The sequence below is a fragment of the Nocardia testacea NBRC 100365 genome (assembly GCF_000308775.1).
Lineage (GTDB): Bacteria > Actinomycetota > Actinomycetes > Mycobacteriales > Mycobacteriaceae > Nocardia > Nocardia testacea.
The window spans coordinates 158,991-175,930 of sequence record NZ_BAGJ01000011.1 but is presented as its reverse complement, the minus strand read 5'-3'; the positions used below and the strand labels follow the sequence as shown (position 1 = coordinate 175,930).

Annotated in this window: 17 protein-coding genes; 10 read left to right on the top strand and 7 right to left on the bottom strand. The window is 67.8% G+C overall.

From position 1 onward, the window contains the following. Nucleotides 1-11 precede the first annotated feature (11 nt). The 4 genes from ON38_RS02325 (at nt 12) to ON38_RS02310 (ending at nt 3,663) form a co-directional block, all read left to right on the top strand. Nucleotides 12-1,076, top strand: coding sequence for a thiolase family protein (locus ON38_RS02325; protein WP_245563859.1), 1,065 nt, complete (start codon nt 12-14; stop codon nt 1,074-1,076). Between the two features lie 70 nt (nt 1,077-1,146). Next, on the top strand, nt 1,147-2,313 hold the full coding sequence (locus tag ON38_RS02320) for a thiolase family protein (RefSeq protein ID WP_039821890.1): 1,167 nt from the start codon (nt 1,147-1,149) through the stop codon (nt 2,311-2,313). Between the two features lie 2 nt (nt 2,314-2,315). Then, nucleotides 2,316-3,191 (top strand): TIGR03619 family F420-dependent LLM class oxidoreductase, encoded by an 876-nt coding sequence (locus tag ON38_RS02315; RefSeq protein WP_039822030.1) that lies wholly within the window; start codon nt 2,316-2,318, stop codon nt 3,189-3,191. Between the two features lie 55 nt (nt 3,192-3,246). Further along, entirely contained in the window at nt 3,247-3,663 is a 417-nt protein-coding gene (locus ON38_RS02310) for a nuclear transport factor 2 family protein (RefSeq protein WP_039821889.1), read from the top strand. 262 nt (nt 3,664-3,925) lie between these two features. On the opposite strand, the gene ON38_RS02305 is transcribed toward ON38_RS02310, so the two are convergent. Then, nucleotides 3,926-5,182 (bottom strand): cytochrome P450, encoded by a 1,257-nt coding sequence (locus tag ON38_RS02305; RefSeq protein WP_039821888.1) that lies wholly within the window; start codon nt 5,180-5,182, stop codon nt 3,926-3,928. A gap of 158 nt (nt 5,183-5,340) precedes the next feature. Between ON38_RS02305 and ON38_RS02300 the strand changes: the two genes are divergently transcribed. Both ON38_RS02300 and ON38_RS02295 read left to right on the top strand, forming a co-directional pair. Beyond that, nucleotides 5,341-6,504 carry a steroid 3-ketoacyl-CoA thiolase gene (locus ON38_RS02300; protein ID WP_039821887.1) on the top strand — a complete coding sequence of 388 codons (1,164 nt, stop codon included), beginning with the start codon at nt 5,341-5,343 and terminating at the stop codon, nt 6,502-6,504. 436 nt (nt 6,505-6,940) lie between these two features. Then, nucleotides 6,941-7,357, top strand: coding sequence for a helix-turn-helix domain-containing protein (locus ON38_RS02295; RefSeq protein ID WP_011207048.1), 417 nt, complete (start codon nt 6,941-6,943; stop codon nt 7,355-7,357). Nucleotides 7,358-7,590: 233 nt separating this feature from the next. Here ON38_RS02295 and ON38_RS02290 read toward each other — a convergent pair whose 3' ends face one another. The 5 genes from ON38_RS02290 to ON38_RS02270 form a co-directional block, all read right to left on the bottom strand. Beyond that, nucleotides 7,591-8,613: a hypothetical protein gene (locus ON38_RS02290; RefSeq protein WP_039821886.1), complete on the bottom strand. Its 1,023-nt coding sequence runs from the start codon at nt 8,611-8,613 to the stop codon at nt 7,591-7,593. Next, nucleotides 8,610-9,122, bottom strand: a complete 513-nt coding sequence (locus ON38_RS02285; protein ID WP_039822028.1) for an ImmA/IrrE family metallo-endopeptidase — start codon at nt 9,120-9,122, stop codon at nt 8,610-8,612. The genes ON38_RS02290 and ON38_RS02285 overlap by 4 nt, the downstream gene beginning before the upstream one ends. A 5-nt stretch (nt 9,123-9,127) precedes the next feature. After that, nucleotides 9,128-10,162 (bottom strand): TrbL/VirB6 family protein, encoded by a 1,035-nt coding sequence (locus tag ON38_RS02280; protein ID WP_039821884.1) that lies wholly within the window; start codon nt 10,160-10,162, stop codon nt 9,128-9,130. Nucleotides 10,163-10,792: 630 nt separating this feature from the next. Further along, entirely contained in the window at nt 10,793-11,704 is a 912-nt protein-coding gene (locus tag ON38_RS02275; RefSeq protein WP_039821883.1) for an SDR family oxidoreductase, read from the bottom strand. 44 nt (nt 11,705-11,748) lie between these two features. After that, the gene (locus ON38_RS02270; protein ID WP_039821881.1) at nt 11,749-12,546 is read right to left on the bottom strand and encodes an SDR family oxidoreductase; all 798 of its coding nucleotides are present in this window, start codon (nt 12,544-12,546) and stop codon (nt 11,749-11,751) included. A gap of 65 nt (nt 12,547-12,611) precedes the next feature. Between ON38_RS02270 and ON38_RS02265 the strand changes: the two genes are divergently transcribed. The 4 genes from ON38_RS02265 to ON38_RS02250 are packed head-to-tail and all read left to right on the top strand — an operon-like array spanning nt 12,612 to nt 16,105. Then, nucleotides 12,612-13,376: an enoyl-CoA hydratase family protein gene (locus ON38_RS02265; protein ID WP_039822026.1), complete on the top strand. Its 765-nt coding sequence runs from the start codon at nt 12,612-12,614 to the stop codon at nt 13,374-13,376. Between the two features lie 16 nt (nt 13,377-13,392). Beyond that, entirely contained in the window at nt 13,393-14,271 is an 879-nt protein-coding gene (locus ON38_RS02260; protein ID WP_039822024.1) for a CoA transferase subunit A, read from the top strand. Continuing rightward, nucleotides 14,268-15,026, top strand: coding sequence for a CoA-transferase subunit beta (locus tag ON38_RS02255; protein ID WP_039821880.1), 759 nt, complete (start codon nt 14,268-14,270; stop codon nt 15,024-15,026). The genes ON38_RS02260 and ON38_RS02255 overlap by 4 nt, the downstream gene beginning before the upstream one ends. Then, nucleotides 15,023-16,105 (top strand): NAD(P)H-dependent flavin oxidoreductase, encoded by a 1,083-nt coding sequence (locus ON38_RS02250; RefSeq protein ID WP_039821879.1) that lies wholly within the window; start codon nt 15,023-15,025, stop codon nt 16,103-16,105. The genes ON38_RS02255 and ON38_RS02250 overlap by 4 nt, the downstream gene beginning before the upstream one ends. Nucleotides 16,106-16,164: 59 nt before the next feature. Here ON38_RS02250 and ON38_RS02245 read toward each other — a convergent pair whose 3' ends face one another. Beyond that, nucleotides 16,165-16,905: a group II truncated hemoglobin gene (locus ON38_RS02245; RefSeq protein ID WP_039821878.1), complete on the bottom strand. Its 741-nt coding sequence runs from the start codon at nt 16,903-16,905 to the stop codon at nt 16,165-16,167. Nucleotides 16,906-16,940: the final 35 nt, after the last annotated feature.

The following is a 16,940-nucleotide window of genomic DNA, read 5'->3' as shown; positions in this document are numbered from 1 at the left end:
GGGCTCCCCGCGTGACCATCACCGAGCGTTCCATCGACAACGCCACCGAGATCGCCGTCGTCGGCTTCGCGCACGCACCGCATGTGTCGGAGACCTACGGCACCACCAACGGGGTGGAGATGCTGGTGCCCTGCTTCCAGCAGCTCTACGACCAGCTCGGTATCACCAAGTCCGATATCGACTTCTGGTGTTCCGGATCGTCGGACTACCTGGCCGGGCGGTCCTTCTCGTTCATCTCCGCCATCGATTCGATCGGCGCGGTACCGCCCATCAACGAATCCCATGTTGAGATGGACGCCGCCTGGGCCCTGTACGAAGCGTGGGTGAAACTGCGCACCGGCCAGGCGAAAACCGCCCTGGTCTACGGGTTCGGGAAGTCTTCCGCGAGCACGCTGCGCCAGGTGCTGTCCACCCAGCTCGACCCATACCTGGTTACGCCTTTGTGGCCGGATTCCCTGGCCATCGCCGGGTTGCAGGCCCGGGCAGGTCTGGACGCCGGCCGCTGGACCGAGCGCGATATGGCCGCGGTCTCGGCCGCGCACACCGTCGACGGGAAATCGGTCGACGAGCTGCTCGCCAACCCCTATGTCGCCGACCCGCTCCGGGAACACGACTGCGCGCCGATCACCGACGGCGCCGCGGCCATCGTGCTCGCGGTCGGCGACCGCGCCCGCGAACTGACCGAGCGTCCCGCGTGGATCACCGGGATGGCCCACCGGATCGATTCCAGTGTGCTGGGCGCCCGCGACCTCACCACCTCCCCGTCGGCGGCCGCCGCGGGACAGGCGGTGACCACCGGCGACACCAGCGGTATCGACGTCGCCGAACTGCACGCGCCGTTCAGCCACCAGCAGCTCATCCTGACCGAGGCACTCGGCCTGAAACCGGAGACGAAGGTCAACCCGTCCGGCGGCGCGCTGGCCGGCAATCCCATGTTCGCCACCGGGCTGGAGCGCATCGGCTACGCCGCGCTGCCCATCATGGCGGGCACCGCGGGCCGCACCCTGGCACATGCCACCAGCGGCCCGGCCCTGCAGCAGAACCTTGTGACCGTTTTGAACTCGGAGGCACAGTGAATCACCATTGCGCAGCCATTCGCTGTGCCGACCGGGTGCGGGTGTCCCGCATGACACAGGAGGCCGGCCGATGAGTTTCCCCGCCGCGGTGCTGGGCACCGGACAGACCCATCACGTCGCCAAGCGCAGCGATGTCTCGATGGCCGGGATGTGCCGCGAGGCGATCGACCGGGCACTGGCTGACGCCGAGTTGACCATGGCCGATATCGACGCGATCGTCATCGGCAAGGCGCCGGACATGTTCGAGGGCATGATGATGCCCGAGCTGTACCTGGCCGACGCGCTGGGCGCACCCGGGAAACCGCTGTTGCGCGTGCACACCGCGGGCTCGGTCGGCGGTTCCACCGCCTGTGTGGCCGCCAGTATGGTGCAGGGCGGGGTGCACGAGAAGGTGCTCGCCATCGCCTGGGAGAAGCAGTCGGAATCGAATGCCATGTGGGCGCTGTCGATCCCGGTCCCCTTCACCATGCCGGTCGGCGCGGGTGCCGGTGGCTACTTCGCTCCGCATGTGCGGTCCTATATCCGCCGCTCGAACGCGCCCCTGCACATCGGCGCGATGGTCGCGGCCAAGGACCGGCGCAACGGGGCCAAGAACCCGTACGCCCATCTCAAACAGGGCGACAAGACCGCCGACGAAGTGCTGGCCTCCCAGATGCTCTGGGATCCCATCCGGTTCGACGAGACCTGCCCCTCCTCCGACGGCGCCTGTGCCGTGGTCATCGGCGGCGAGAAATCGGCGGCCGCGGTGGAGGCGTCGGGCAAGAAGGTCGGCTGGATCCACGCGACCGCCATGCGTACCGAACCGCTGGCCTACGCCGGTCGCGACCAGGTGAACCCGCAGGCCGGCCAAGAGGCCGCGAAGGCGCTGTGGGCCCAGGCCGGGATCACCGATCCGCTGGCCGAGATCGACGCCGCCGAGATCTACGTCCCGTTCTCCTGGTTCGAGCCGATGTGGCTGGAGAACCTCGGGTTCGCCGCCCCCGGTGACGGCTGGAAACTCACCGACAAAGGCGAAACCGAGATCGGTGGCGCCCTGCCGGTGAACCCGTCCGGCGGTGTCCTCTCCTCGAACCCGATCGGCGCCTCCGGCATGATCCGGTTCGCCGAGGCCGCCAAACAGGTCATGGGCCGGGCCGGCGACTACCAGGTCGACAATGCCCGCAAGGCGCTCGGCCACGCTTACGGCGGCGGCTCGCAGTACTTCTCCATGTGGGTCGTCGGATCGGAACGCCCATGACGCTGCAGTTCAGCCTCGGTATCGCGCTGAGCCCGCTGGACCAGCTGCCCGAACTGGCCCGGACCGCGGAAGAGGTCGGATTCACCTCGATCGCCCTGCCGGATTCGCTGTTCTACATGAAATCCCAGGCGGCGAAGTACCCGTACACCCCCGACGGCAGCCGCTTCTGGGGTCCGGACACTCCGTGGGTGGATCCGCTCATCGCCGCGACAGCCATGGCCGCGGTGACCACCCGGCTGCGCTTCTACACCAATGTGCTCAAACTCGGCTCCCGCAATCCGCTGCTGCTGGCCCGTCAGGTCGGGTCGGTGGCGAACCTGTCCGGTAACCGGTTCGGGTTCGGGGTGGGGATCGGCTGGGCGCCGGAGGAATTCGAATGGTGCGGGGTGCCCTATGCGCGCCGCGGCGCCCGCGTGGACGAGATGATCGAGGTTATCAAGAAAGTCCTCGCGGGTGGCACGGTCGAGTATCACGGTGAGTTCTTCGATTTCGACGAACTGCAGATGAGTCCCGCACCGAGCGAACCGGTCCCGTTCTACATCGGCGGCCATACCGATGTGGCACTGCGCCGCGCCGCGAAGGTCGGGGACGGCTGGACCTCGGCCATGATGAAGTTCGACGATCTGCAGACCACCATCGCCCGGCTCGGTGAACTCCGCGCCGAATACGGGCGGGCCGAGGTGCCGTTCGAGATCCAGGCGGTCTGCATCGACAAGTTCGGCCGCGACGGCTACCAGGAGCAGTACGACGCCGGGGTCACCGATGCGATCGTGATCCCCTGGCTGGCAGCGGGTATCGGCTTCGACGGTGAGCTCGAGGCCAAGAAGGACGCGTTGCGCGAATTCGCCGAAGAGTACATCCAGAACCCGATCAACTGACTTCCGCGTGTGCCGCCACGGAAGTGGTGGCACACCGGCTTGCCGAGAGGAACCGATGAGCAGCGAGGAACATCCCGCCCGCGCGGCCGGGCTCGCCTCCCAAGCCGCAGTGCGTGCCCGGGACAAGGACGCCTGGCTCGCGCTGTTCGCTCCGGACGGCATCGTGGAGGACCCCATCGGCCCGTCCGGTTTCGACCCCGAAGGCAAGGGCCACCGTGGCCCGGAGGCCATCGGGGCGTTCTGGGACAAAGCGATCGCCGCGACGGATTCCATCGAATTCCTGTTCGGTGATTCGTTCGCCTGCGGCGCCGAGGTCGCGTTCACCGGCACCATCCGCAGCGTTGTCGGGGGCCACCGCATCGATGCCGAGGGCGTGTTCACCTACAAGGTCGACGAAGCCGGCAAGATCCTCGCGCTGCGCGCGTTCTGGGAGGTCGATCGGGCCATGGCGACGGCCGCACCGGCCACTTGAGCGGCGGCCGGCCGGTTTCCCTCCCGGCGCGGCCGCTTCCGCAGTACGGTCCCGCCCCGCACACCACCGGGTGTGCGGGGCAGAATCCTTCAGTTTTGCCCCAGAGCAGCGGGACGACGAAAACTGCGACGTCGGCCCGGAGGAACCCGTCGTCGCCGATGACCGGCCGACGATCTGGCAAGAATTCGCCGGGGAGGCCCGAAAGAGTCCGGCCCCGCGGACCGTGGTCACGCGGGGCCGGAACAGCGGTCGGTCGCGAGCGTCAGCTTCCGGTCTTACCGGTGACCGGGCAGGTCTTGTAGTCCACCTGGAACTCCTTGACGCCGTTCAGCCACCCCGACCGCAGCCGCTTCGGGTCGCCCAGCTTGGTGATGTCGGGCATATGGTCGGCGATCGCGTTGAAGATCAGGTCGATCTCCAGTTTGGCCAGGTTGGCGCCGATGCAGTAGTGCGCGCCGGTACCGCCGAACGCCACATGTTGATTGTCCTCGCGCATGATGTCGAACTTCATCGGGTTCTCGAAGACGTCCTCGTCGAAATTCGCCGACCGGTAGACCATCAGGACCCGCTGGCCCTTCTTGATCTGGACGCCGTTCAGTTCGGTGTCCTCGAGCGCGGTGCGCTGGAAGGTGGTGATGGGGCTGGCCCAGCGGATGATCTCGTCGGCCGCGGTCTTGGGGCGTTCCTTCTTGTAGAGCTCCCACTGATCCGGGTTCTCCAGGAAGGCGATCATGCCGTGGGTGATGGCGTTGCGGGTGGTCTCGTTACCCGCGACGGCCAGCAGCATGACGAAGAAGCCGAATTCCTCGGACTTGAGGGATTCACCGTCGATATCGGCTTCGACCAGGGTGGTGACGATATCGTCGGCCGGACAGGCTTTACGGGCCTCGGCCATCGCGTAGGCGTATCCGAGCAGCTCGGTGGAGGCCTGCACCGGGTCCACGTCGATCTCGGGATCGTCGTAGCCGGTCATCTCATTGGACCAGGTGAACACCTTCATCCGGTCCTCCTGCGGGACGCCGATGAGTTCGGCGATCGCCTGCAGGGGCAGTTCGCAGGCGATCTGGGTGACGAAATCACCGGACCCGGCCTCGGCAGCGGCCTTGACGATGGCCTCGGTGCGCTTGGACAGCTCTTCACGCAGCGAGTTGATCGCGCGGGGGGTGAAGCCGCGCGAGATGATCTTGCGCATCCGGGTGTGCTCGGGCGGGTCCATGTTCAGCAGGATGAAACGCTGCAGTTCGATCTGCTCGCGCTCGATATCGTCGTTGAAGCGCGGCAGCGCCGTGTTCTCGAAGGTCGAGAACACATCGCTGCGCCGCGACACCTCCTTGATATCGGCGTGCTTGGTAACGACCCAGAAGCCGTCGTCGTGGAATCCGCCCACCTCCGGCGACTTCTCCTGCCACCAGATCGGTGCGGTACGCCGGAGTTCGGCGAACTCCTCGACCGGTATGCGCTGCATGTACATGTCGGGGTCCGTGACGTCGAACCCGTCCGGCAGGTTCGGCCGGGCCATGCGCGTATCCACCACCAGATGTCTCCTTCGACAAACTGAAACACGTTCTACAATCATTGAAGCACAGGCGGGAGAACGAGGAAAGAAAGTGGACTGATCAGGCCTCGTGCCATGTGCGGAACACGTTACAGTTTTATGTCCGAAACGAAAGGTTCATGATGGGCAATCCCGTTATCGTCGAGGCAGCTCGCACCCCCATCGGCAAACGCAACGGCTGGCTGTCCGGACTGCACGCCGCCGAGATCCTCGGCCTGGCCCAGCGCGGGCTGCTCGATCGCGCCCACCTCGACCCCGCCAAGGTCGAACAGATCATCGGCGGCTGCGTCACCCAGGCCGGCGCCCAGTCCAACAACATCACCCGCACGGCCTGGCTGGCCGCCGGCCTGCCGTGGCAGGTGGGCGCCACGACCATCGACGCGCAGTGCGGTTCGGCCCAGCAGGCCAACCATCTCGTCGCCGGCCTGATCGCCACCGGCGCCATCGATATCGGCGTGGCGTGCGGCGTGGAGGCGATGAGCCAGGTGCCGCTGGGCGCCAACGTGGGCGACCAGGCCGGCCCGCGCCGGCCCGCCTCCTGGGATATCGATATGCCCAACCAGTTCGAGGCGGCCGAGCGAATCGCGAAGCGGCGCGGGATCACTCGCGAGGACGTGGACGCGCTCGGCGTGCGGTCCCAGCGCCTGGCCGCCCAGGCTTGGGCCGAGGGCCGGTTCGACCGTGAGGTCCTCACCGTCACCGCACCCGTCGTCGACAAAGAAGGCAATCCGACCGGGGAGAAACAGGAGGTGAGCCGCGACCAGGGTCTGCGGGAGACCTCCGCGGAGAGCCTGGCGAAACTGAAGCCGGTACTGGAGGGCGGAATCCACACCGCCGGAACGTCTTCGCAGATCTCCGACGGCGCCGCGGCGGTGCTGCTGATGGACGAAAAGGCCGCCGAGCGCGAAGGATTGCGGCCGCGGGCACGGGTGGTGACCCAGTGCCTGGTCGGCTCCGAACCGGAGTTCCATCTCGACGGCCCGGTCCAGGCGTGCAGCCGGTTGCTGGAGCGGTCCGGTATGAGCATCGGCGATATCGATCTGTTCGAGATCAACGAGGCGTTCGCTTCCGTAGCATTGTCCTGGGCCCAGGTACACAAGCCCGATTTCGATCGGGTGAATGTGAACGGTGGCGCCATCGCCCTGGGTCATCCCGTCGGATCCACCGGGTCCCGCCTGATCACCACGGCCCTGCACGAACTCGAACGTTCCGACCGGAACATTGCAATGGTTCTCATGTGCGCCGGTGGCGCACTCGCGACAGGAACGATCATCGAACGCCTGTAGGAGATCGCCGAATTCCCTAATACAACAGGACACCAGGCCTGTGCGGGATCCCAGCCGCACCCGCACGGGCCCGGTGTCCATCACAAATTCGAACCGGTAGGTTGAACGTTCATCTCAGCTTTCGGCAGACGTGTCGTACGCCACACAATGGCTCCGGCGCGACTACGGAAGGGATACCAGCTATCCAGAGGCTACTGGCCACCCGCCCGGGAAGACCCCTGCGACGGGCGGCTACCTGGCCGTATCAGAGGTCCACAAGTCCGGTGCGGGCAACCCGCAAACGCGGTACCACGGTCCACTTCCCCTGATATGCGCCTGGAAGCTTCAAGGAAATCCTGATTCAGGCGTAGGTTTTCAGCTACTGAGCCGCTAATATCAATGATAGGTATCCGAGATAACGACTGTTAGTACAGTGAAGGGAATTGGGCGGCTCACAATGGCTGATTTCGCGGCGCGGCTGAACAAGCTGTTCGAAACCGTGCATCCCCCGGGGCGTAAGCCGCATACCAATGCAGAGGTAGCGGCCGCCCTGACGGCATCCGGTCATCCGATCTCCAAACCGTATCTGTCGCAGTTACGGTCGGGCCAGCGTACGAATCCTTCCGATGAGACGGTTGCGGCGCTGGCGAAGTTCTTCAAGGTGAAGCCGGACTACTTCTTCAACGACATCTACGCCGCGAAGATCGACCACGATCTGGAACTTCTATCGCAGCTACAGGGTTACGGTCTGCGCCGGCTGTCCAGCCGAGCCTTCGACCTGTCGGAGGAGTCGCAGAACCTGCTCACCTCCATGGCGGAAAAACTGCGCGCGAGCGAAGGCTTGCCCGAAATTCCGCCGGACGGCACCGAATAGCAGGCATCGTCGGCGCGGTGCGATCTCCCTGAGGGTCGCACCGCGCCGACGTCTGCGCCGGGGAAATCCATACACAGTGTTCCCATGGACGGGAAAATTTCCTCCGGCGGAGCTCGTGAAACCCTTGAAGTTCCGCGGCACGGAAGAATACAGACCGACCGCCCGGCACGATTACCGAGCCGCGCCGGGGATAATCACAGTGACGTAACGGGTGTACCGCATACCTTGGGCAACTACGTAACCGTGACCGTTGGGCGCTCGGTCGGTTCCGGTTGTGCTTCGAACGCCGCGGCGATCGCCTGCGCCCATCCGCGTGGGCTGATGCCTTCCGGTGGTGCGATCCAGCGAGAGTCCACCACCGCGCGGCCCATCGGGTTCCGGGCCCACTGCGCCACCCGTTCCGCACGGGCGGACACCGCAGCGGGAGGCTCTCCGGCAGCAGCGATCTCGACACCGCCGCCCGACTGCAGGTACATCGCGTCCATGATCTGCGCGACCCGATCCGACGCCTTGAGCTGGGTAGATGTCCCCGTCTCCTCCTGGACGACCTCCGGGAAGCGTTCGACCAGCACTGTGTGCAAGGTCCGCACCCGGCGCAGCAGCAACCGCGCCCGCACCCACATCTCCACCACGATCCACACCGCGCCGAAGGCGACGAGCAGCGCGGCCAGCTGCCAGAACGGCCAGGCCCAGGCCGGCTCGCCCGGCCCGGGCCGAGTAGCGCCGGTGACCTCCCGTCGCACCTGGCACGCGGCCAGAGCGACCACCAGCGCGGTCCCGGTGACGTAGACAGCGATGCCCCGGCCGAGCGCGGTCCAGCTCAGATTTCGCAGCCCGGTCACCACGATGAAGACACCGGCCGCCGCGATGACCGCCCAGCCCGTGGCGAACGACGCGCTGAGGGTACCGGCGACGACGAAGAGCCAGGTTCCGTATATGCCCCCGGCGATCTGGCGCAGATTACGGCGCGAGACCACGGGCCAGGCCGCCGAGGCGACCACCGAGGTAGCGGCGGCGAAGAGCAGCCACGCGGATACCACCAGTCCCTCCGACAGCGGACCCGGCGGCAACCCGCCGGGCAGCAGATTGTCGACGGCCAGCGCCACATCGGGCACCGCCGCGGTACAGGCCAACGCCACCGCCGAAACGGCCACCACTATCGCCACCCGCGCGGTGGTCGCGGGTTTGACGAGCACCCGCCCCACCCGCGCACCCGCGGCGATCCAGACGATCAGGGCGGTCAACCAGAACGTCATCCCAGAGCCTCATCGAATCGAAGGACCGAGACGCCCGCGCCCCGGCTGTTGAACACGCGCAGCCGCGTCATCAGCATGGCGGCGAAAGTTTCTGCCTCCCATTCGGACTGGTCGTCCTCACCGTCCTCGAGCGCGGTCTGATGGGCACGCTGACTCAGCATGTAGGCGATGAGCTCGTCGCTCACCTCCAATGTCACCTCGGGGGCCGGGGCGCCCTCGTGGTCGAAGACGATATGCCCCAGCTCGTGGGCCAGCGTATGGTCCCGGCTCGGCAGCGCGCTGGCGAGCACGATGATGTCCTTGGTCGGGTAGTACCGACGCTGGCCGCAGACGCCGGGACCGAGGTCGGCGTCGGCGATTTCGATCGGGCGGCCCCGTTCGGCGGCCACCGCGTCCACCACTTCCTCGAGTGTGGTGGCGTCGGCATCGGCGGCGATCGCGCACACCGCGTCGACCGCGGCGGCGACCCGCCGATAGGCCCTGGTGCTCTGAGTCCGATTCTGGGTCATGGTGATCACGCGCCCGTTCCGAAGAATTCGGCGCGCGCGGCATCGACCCGGGCCTGCGCCTGGGCGGCGCTGTGGTAACTCATCACGGCCGAACCGGTGCCGGCGATGGCCAGGGCGATCAGCCCACCGATCACCGACAGGACCTTGGGTTCGGGCAGCAGCCCCTCGGCGTTCGTCGGGCGCACCGCGTGATTCGGCGGCGCCGCGACGACCGCCGGCGCGGAGCCACCGGCTCCGGGCGCGGCGGGAACCACTGGCGGCGCGAGCGCGGGTATCGGCGCGGCGACCCCGATCGCCGGTGCTCCGGCACCGCCGCCCGGTGCCGGTAATGCCAACGGCGGCCCGACCGGAGGCGGCGGAACCGGGGGCGCCGGTAGCAACAGGAGCAGGAGCGGGGCCGCCGAACCCACCCCGGCCGAACCGACCGCGGCGGAACCGGTCGCCGCCGATCCGGCGGCAGCGGAGCCTGTGGCCGCGGAACCCACGGCAGCCGAACCCACCCCGGCCGAACCGGTGCCGAGTATCCCGGCACCGGCCGAACCCGTCGCCGCGGAGCCCGTCCCGAGCACGCCGACCCCGGCGGAACCGAGCGCGGCCGAACCCGTCCCGAGTACCCCGGCCCCTGCGGAGCCGACGGCCGCGGAACCGGTTCCGAGAGCTGCCGAGCCCGTGCCCAGTGCGGCCGAACCGGTCACACCGACCCCGAGGCCGGCCGAACCGGCCGCGGCGGAACCGGTTCCCAGGACTGCCGATCCGGTACCGAGCGCGGCGGAGCCGGTGACTCCCAGGGGCGCCGCGGCCGCCGAGCCGACGGCGGCCGAGCCGGTGGCCAGGATGGTGCCGAGGGCGGTTCCCAGCCCCACCGGCCCGAGAGGTTCGGCGACCGGCGCCGGATCCGACTGTGGGACAGCGACCGACGCCGGTTCGCCGGTGTCGACCGGTTCCGGCTCCTGGACTCGGCCCGGAATGCCCAGGGGCTGCCACTGCGCGACGTCATCGGAATCCGCACCGCTGCTACCGGTACCGGAGTCCGGGCCCACCGGACCGGGTTCCGGCGCCGGTGCGCTGCTACCCGTACCGAGGCCGGAGGGTGCGCCCGATTCGGCCGGCGATCGCTCGCCGGACGCGTCGCCCGGCCCTGTTTCGCTGCCCGGTATCGCGAGCGGACCGCCGACGGGAGGCTCCGCATCCGGTCGGGGCGGTACGACACCCTCACCTCCGCTACCGGAAGGGCCCTGTTCGGTTACCGGCCCCCGGCCCGGATTCGCTTGAGCGAGTGTCGGCCCCCCGAGTAGTCCCAGGCATCCGGCCGCCCCGGCTACTGCGAGCAATCGCTTGATGCGACCCACGGCCATGCGCCAGTCAACCCCTCGATCGTTATTGCGGATTCGCCCGGCGATGACGTCTTCCGGGTAGAACGAACAGATGGTTGCTCATGGTAAACCAGCCGACCAACCGGTGCATGACGAAGTGGCGATATCGAGCGGCCGGACCGGCTATCCGCTGTTCGAGCGCCAGTACACAGCGGCCGGCGGCCCGGGAAACATGGAACAGATCACATCCACCCGGTGCGGGGTCCAGTAGCTGGACGGCCACGAGCCCCTACCGAAACGTGTCCGTCCCGCCATCGGCCGACGGCGGGACGGACACGTTCGTGACGGGGTGAATTCCTACGCTCCGTATACAGGTTCCGGAGTCGCGCCCTTCGCGATCAGTTCCGAGACCACGGTGCCCAATTCGGCGGGGTTCCACCGCGCGCCGCGATCGACCGGCACCCCATGGCGCCAGCCCTCGGCCAGCGCGAGGCGACCGCCCTCGACCTCGAACATCCGCCCGGTGACGCCGGCCGATTCGGTGCTGCCGAGCCACACCACGATCGGTGAGATGTTCTCCGGCGCCATGGCGTCGAAACCGTCCTCGGGCGCGGCCATCATGTCGGCGAAAACGGTTTCGGTCATCCGGGTGCGGGCCGAGGGGGCGATCGCGTTCACCGTCACGCCGTACCGCCCGAATTCGGCCGCGGCGGTCAGGGTGAGGCCGGCGATACCGGCCTTGGCGGCGCCGTAGTTCCCCTGGCCGACGCTACCCTGCAGACCGGCGCCGGAGCTGGTGTTGATGATCCGGGCGTCTACGGCGCGACCCGCCTTGGATTCCGCGCGCCAGTACGCGGCCGCGTGACGCATGGTGGCGAAATGCCCCTTCAGGTGGACGCGGACCACCGAATCCCATTCGTCCTCGGCGAGGTTGACCAGCATCCGGTCACGAACGAATCCGGCATTGTTGACCAGGACGTCCAGGCCGCCGAAGGTGTCCACGGCCTGCTGGACGAGCCGCTGCGCGCCCTCCCAGCTCGCTACGTCGTCACCGTTGGCCACCGCTTCCCCACCGGCCGCACGGATCTCCGAGACCACCTGCTCGGCGGGGGTTTCCGCGGTCGACTCACCGCTGAGAGTGGAGCCGAGGTCGTTCACCACGACCTTCGCGCCCTCGGCCGCGAAGGCCAGGGCGTGTGCCCGGCCGATACCTCGGCCGGCACCGGTGATGATCACGATCCGTCCGGCGCAGATGCCCTCGGTTGCCATGTCCGTTCCTATCGTCGATGGTCGATATCTGTTCGAGCTGCAGGTCAGGCTTTCGCCGCGTCCCCGGAGTGGGTGGCGGTCGCGACCGACAGGAAGGCCGGGGGTTCGCCGCCGCCGTGGATCTGCAGGGTCGCCCCGGAGATGTACCCGGCCAGCGGGGAGAGCAGGAAGGCCACCCCGTTGCCGACATCTTCGGGCCGGGCCAGCCGGCCCATCGGGATGGTCTGCCCGACGGCGGCTACACCGTCGGCATCGCCGTAGTGCAGGGCGCTCAGTTCGGTTTCCACCGCACCCACCACCAGGGAGTTGATCCGGACCTTCGGCGCCCATTCCGCGGCGAGGGAGACGGTGAGGGCGTCGACTCCCGCCTTCGCCGCACCGTAGGCGGCGGTTCCCGGCGAGGGCCGGTGGCCGCTCAGGCTGGAGATATTGACGATGGAACCGCCTTCTTCCTGCTCACTGATCACCGCGTGTGCGGCCTGGGCGACGTGCAGGGCGGAGAGCAGGTTCAGCTCGATGATCTTGGTGTGGAATTTGGGGCTCGCGTCCCGCGCCAGGGCATAAGGAGCGCCACCGGCATTGTTCACCGCGTGATCCAGCCGCCCGTGCCGCCGGACGATCTCGGCGATCAACTCCGCCACGGCCGCCGGGTCGCGGACATCGCACGGCAGGAAATCGATCTGCCGCCCGTCCGCCTCGACCGGCGTATCGCCGGGACGGCGGGCACACGCGACGACGGTCGCCCCGGCGGCCAGCAGGACGCGGCTGATCCCCGCGCCGACGCCGCGGACGCCGCCGGTTACCAGAACGACGCGATCGGACAGGTCGATTTCGAGTGCCACCGTGTTAACCTACCAAGCAATTGCTTGCTTAGCCAAGATGCTCGAGATGCGAGATGGGATACGCGATGGGGATCAACCGCCATTCGGAATCCGCCGGTATCGCCGTGGTCACGGTCGACTATCCGCCGGTCAACGCCATACCCTCGGACGGCTGGTTCGCCCTCGCCGACGAGATCCGCGCCGCCGGGCGCGACCCGCAGACCCGCGTGGTGGTGCTGCGCGCCGAGAACCGGGGCTTCAACGCGGGCGTCGATATCAAGGAGATCCAGCGCAAACCCGGACATCAGGCGCTCATCGACGCCAACCACGGATGTTTCGAGGCATTCGGCGCGGTCTACGACTGCCCCGTCCCGGTGATCACCGCGGTCCAGGGCTTCTGCCTGGGCGGCGGGATCGGCCTGGTCGGCAACTCCGACATCATCATCGCCTCCGAGGACGCGACCTTCGGCCTGCCCGAGGTCGACCGCGGTGCGCTCGGCGCCGCCACCCACCTGGCCCGGCTGGTCCCCCAGCACCTCATGCGCGCGCTCTTCTTCACCGCGAGCACCGCCACCGCCCAGCAGCTGCACCACTTCGGGTCCGTGCTGAAGGTGGTCCCCCGGGAAGAACTCGACGCCGCCGCGCTCGAGGTCGCCAAGGACATCGCGGCCAAGGACGGCCGGGTCATCCGCGCCGCCAAACGCGCCCTCAACGGAATCGACCTGCAGGACGTGCACCGCAGCTACCGCTTCGAGCAGGGGTTCACCTTCGAACTGAACCTTTCCGGAGCCTCCGACGAGATCCGCGAACGCTTCGACCAAGACCTCGCGGCGCAGAAGGACAAGAACTGACATGGAGCGGAAGACCATGCGAGACAAGCGGAAAACGCTGGAAGAGATCGTCGGCGAACTGCGCAGCGGGATGACCATCGGCATCGGCGGCTGGGGTTCCCGGCGTAAGCCGATGGCCCTGGTGCGTGCCCTGCTGCGGTCCGATGTCACCGACCTGACGGTGGTCACCTACGGTGGCCCGGACCTGGGGCTGCTGCTCTCGGCCGGGAAGGTCCGGAAAGCCTACTACGGGTTCGTCTCCCTCGACTCGGCGCCGTTTTACGACCCCTGGTTCGCGAAGGCCCGTACCTCCGGGCAGCTCGTCGCCCGCGAGATGGACGAGGGCATGCTCAAATGCGGGCTCGAGGCGGCCGCGGCGCGACTGCCGTTCCTGCCGATCCGCGCCGGCCTGGGGTCGGATGTGCCCAACTTCTGGGACGGCGAACTGCGGACCGTGACCTCGCCGTACCCCGGACCGGACGGACGCGCCGAAACCCTGATCGCCATGCCGGCCCTGAACCTCGACGCCGCGCTGGTGCACCTGAACATCGGCGACGCGCACGGCAATGCCGCCTATCAGGGCGTGGACCCCTATATGGACGACCTGTTCTGCCTGGCCGCCGAGAAGCGCTACCTCTCGGTGGAGCGCCTCGTGGAGACCGAGGAACTGGTGAAAACCGTTCCCCAGCAGGCCCTGCTGCTCAACCGCATGATGGTGGACGCGGTGGTCGAGGCCCCGAACGGCGCCCATTTCACCCTGGGCGGTGAGAGCTACGGCCGGGACGAGAAATTCCAGCGACACTATGTCGAAGCCGCCGGGTCGCCGGAAACCTGGCAGACCTTCGTCGACACCTACCTCAGCGGTTCCGAAGCCGATTACCAGGCCGCCGTCGCGCGATTCAAGGAGGAGCGGTGACCAGCACCGAGACCATCACCCGCGCCGAGGTGTGCGCGGTCGCCTGCGCCGAGATCTTCCGCGGCGCCGGGGAGATCTTCGCCAGTCCCATGTCGCCGATGGCACAGCTGGGCGCGCGGCTGGCCAAACTCACCTTCGAACCCGATCTGCTGATCTCCGACGGTGAGGCGTTCTTCCTCGCCGAGACCCCGCCGATCGGCGGAAAGGCGCCGGTGGAGGGCTGGATTCCGTTCCGCAAGGTCTTCGATGTGCTGGCCTCCGGCCGCCGCCATGTGGTCATGGGCGCCAACCAGATCGACCGCTACGGCAACCAGAATCTCTCGGCCTTCGGCCCGCTCCAGCAGCCGACCCGGCAGATGTTCGGCGTCCGCGGCGCACCCGGCAACACCATCAACCACCCCACCAGCTACTGGGTCGGCCGGCACACCAGGCGAGTGTTCGGCGAGAAGGTGGATATAGTCGCGGGTATCGGCTATGACAAGGTCGACCCGGACAACCCGGCCTTCCGCTTCCACCACATCCACCGGGTGGTCAGCAATCTGGGCGTTTTCGATTTCAACGGCCCGGACCACACGATGCGCGCGCTGAGCCTGCATCCCGGGGTCACCGCCGGTGAGGTCGCGGAGAACACCGCCTTCGAGATTGCCGACCTGGGTACGGCCGAAGAGTCCCGGCTGCCCAGCGACGAGGAACTGCGGATCATCCGCGAGGTCCTGGATCCGAAGAAGATCCGCGACCGGGAGGTCCCGCAGTGACGCCCCGGCTGCGGACTCCGCTGACCGAACTCGTCGGGATCGAACATCCCGTCGTGCAGACCGGTATGGGCTGGGTGGCGGGCCCGAGCCTGGTCTCGGCCACGTCCAATGCCGGCGGATTGGGCATTCTGGCCTCGGCCACCATGACCTATGACGAGCTGGAAGCGGCCATCGCCAAGACCAAGGCGCAGACCGATAAACCGTTCGGCGTGAACATCCGCGCCGACGCCTCGGACGCGCCCGAGCGGATCGACCTGCTCATCCGCGAGAACGTCAAGGTCGCCTCCTTCGCCCTGGCGCCGAAGAAGGACCTCATCGCCAAGCTGAAAGACGCGGGCGTGTTGGTGGTTCCGTCGATCGGCGCGGCCAAGCACGCGGTGAAGGTCGCTTCCTGGGGCGCGGACGCCGTGGTCGTCCAGGGCGGCGAGGGCGGCGGGCACACCGGCCCGGTGGCCACGACCCTGCTGCTGCCGTCGGTCCTGGACGCGGTCGATATCCCGGTGGTCGCGGCCGGCGGGTTCTTCGACGGACGCGGCCTCGCCGCCGCCCTCGCCTACGGCGCCGCCGGGGTCGCGATGGGCACCCGCTTCCTGCTCACCCAGGAGAGCAGTGTCCCGGATTCGGTGAAGCAGGAGTACCTGCGCCGCCAACTGGGCGAAACAGTGGTGTCCACCAAGGTCGACGGGATGCCGCACCGGGTGCTCAACACCGAACTCGTGCAGAAACTGGAGAACTCCGGACGTATCCGCGGGCTCACCGCGGCCGTGGGTAATGCGGCCCGGTTCAAGAGCATGACCGGGATGAAATGGTCGACGCTGGTCCGCGACGGTCTGGCCATGCGCAAGGCCAAGGACCTGACCTGGTCTCAGGTGATCATGGCGGCCAACACCCCAATGCTGCTGCGTGCCGGGCTGGTCGAGGGCAATACCGAAGCCGGGGTATTGGCGGCCGGTCAGGTGAGCGGCATCCTGGAGGATCTGCCGACCTGCCAGGAGCTGATCGACCGGATCGTCACGGACGCGGTCGCCCGGATCGGCGCGCTCGCCGAGCTGCCCCAGGGCGCCGAATCGAAGAGCTGAGACATCCGGCTCACGGGCCCGTCCACCGCCGGTGGACGGGCCCTTTCATTGCCAGGCGCTCAATCCCGCGGCCACGGACGTACCTCACCCCAGCCCCAGGTGGGCGTGGGTTCGCTGTCGCTCGCCGGAGCATCCGGGCCGGAGAACAACAGCGCCATCCGGGTTCCCCATTCCAGATATCCCACGAATGCCGCCCGGAACTCGGCGTCCGCGGGCAGGCCGACCCGGTCGGCGGTATCGATCAGCAGGCTCATCCACCGCTGCCGCTGCTCCTCGGTCAGTGCCCGGCCCCGGTGCCGGGAGATCATGTGCTGGTGGCCGCCGTGTCGTTCCGAGTAGACGGCGGGCCCGCCGAAAACCTCGCCGAGCCAGGCGGCTACATGCTTCGCGTGGTCGGGGTGCATACCCTCGAACACCGGGCCGAGCACCGGGTCTTCGGGAACCCGGTCGTAGAAGGTGTCGAAGAGCTTCCCGAACGCCTCCGCGCCGCCTGCCCAGTCGTACAGCGACGGCACCAACGCGACCGGCTCGTAGTGCCGCATCTCCTCGATACCGGTGACGTAATCCTTGATCTCGGCGAAGAACTCGCGGAAGTGCGAGCTGTTGCGAAACTTCTCCAGATGATCGCTCGCCGAGGTCCAGGTGAGCCGGAGAATATAGGTCTGCGGGTCGTCGACACACCGGTCCAGATCGTAGGTCCGGCAGTACGGTGAGAACTGCAGCGAGACCGCAGCGCGGCGATAGGCATCCTCGAACGCGGCCGGGTCGGGAACGCGGTACCGGATGTACTCGGTGATCATGGATGAAGTCGACCACCTTGGGAGCGACGGCACAA

Bases quoted from the DNA above. Each gene is read 5' to 3' on its own strand.
- ON38_RS02275 (WP_039821883.1), bottom strand. From the start codon at position 11,704: ATGGCAACCGAGGGCATCTGCGCCGGACGGATCGTGATCATCACCGGT.
- ON38_RS02300 (WP_039821887.1), top strand. From the start codon at position 5,341: ATGGGCAATCCCGTTATCGTCGAGGCAGCTCGCACCCCCATCGGCAAA.
- ON38_RS02295 (WP_011207048.1), top strand. From the start codon at position 6,941: ATGGCTGATTTCGCGGCGCGGCTGAACAAGCTGTTCGAAACCGTGCAT.
- ON38_RS02260 (WP_039822024.1), top strand. From the start codon at position 13,393: ATGCGAGACAAGCGGAAAACGCTGGAAGAGATCGTCGGCGAACTGCGC.
- ON38_RS02265 (WP_039822026.1), top strand. From the start codon at position 12,612: ATGGGGATCAACCGCCATTCGGAATCCGCCGGTATCGCCGTGGTCACG.
- ON38_RS02310 (WP_039821889.1), top strand. From the start codon at position 3,247: ATGAGCAGCGAGGAACATCCCGCCCGCGCGGCCGGGCTCGCCTCCCAA.
- ON38_RS02285 (WP_039822028.1), bottom strand. From the start codon at position 9,122: ATGACCCAGAATCGGACTCAGAGCACCAGGGCCTATCGGCGGGTCGCC.
- ON38_RS02320 (WP_039821890.1), top strand. From the start codon at position 1,147: ATGAGTTTCCCCGCCGCGGTGCTGGGCACCGGACAGACCCATCACGTC.
- ON38_RS02245 (WP_039821878.1), bottom strand. From the start codon at position 16,905: ATGATCACCGAGTACATCCGGTACCGCGTTCCCGACCCGGCCGCGTTC.
- ON38_RS02290 (WP_039821886.1), bottom strand. From the start codon at position 8,613: ATGACGTTCTGGTTGACCGCCCTGATCGTCTGGATCGCCGCGGGTGCG.
- ON38_RS02305 (WP_039821888.1), bottom strand. From the start codon at position 5,182: ATGGCCCGGCCGAACCTGCCGGACGGGTTCGACGTCACGGACCCCGAC.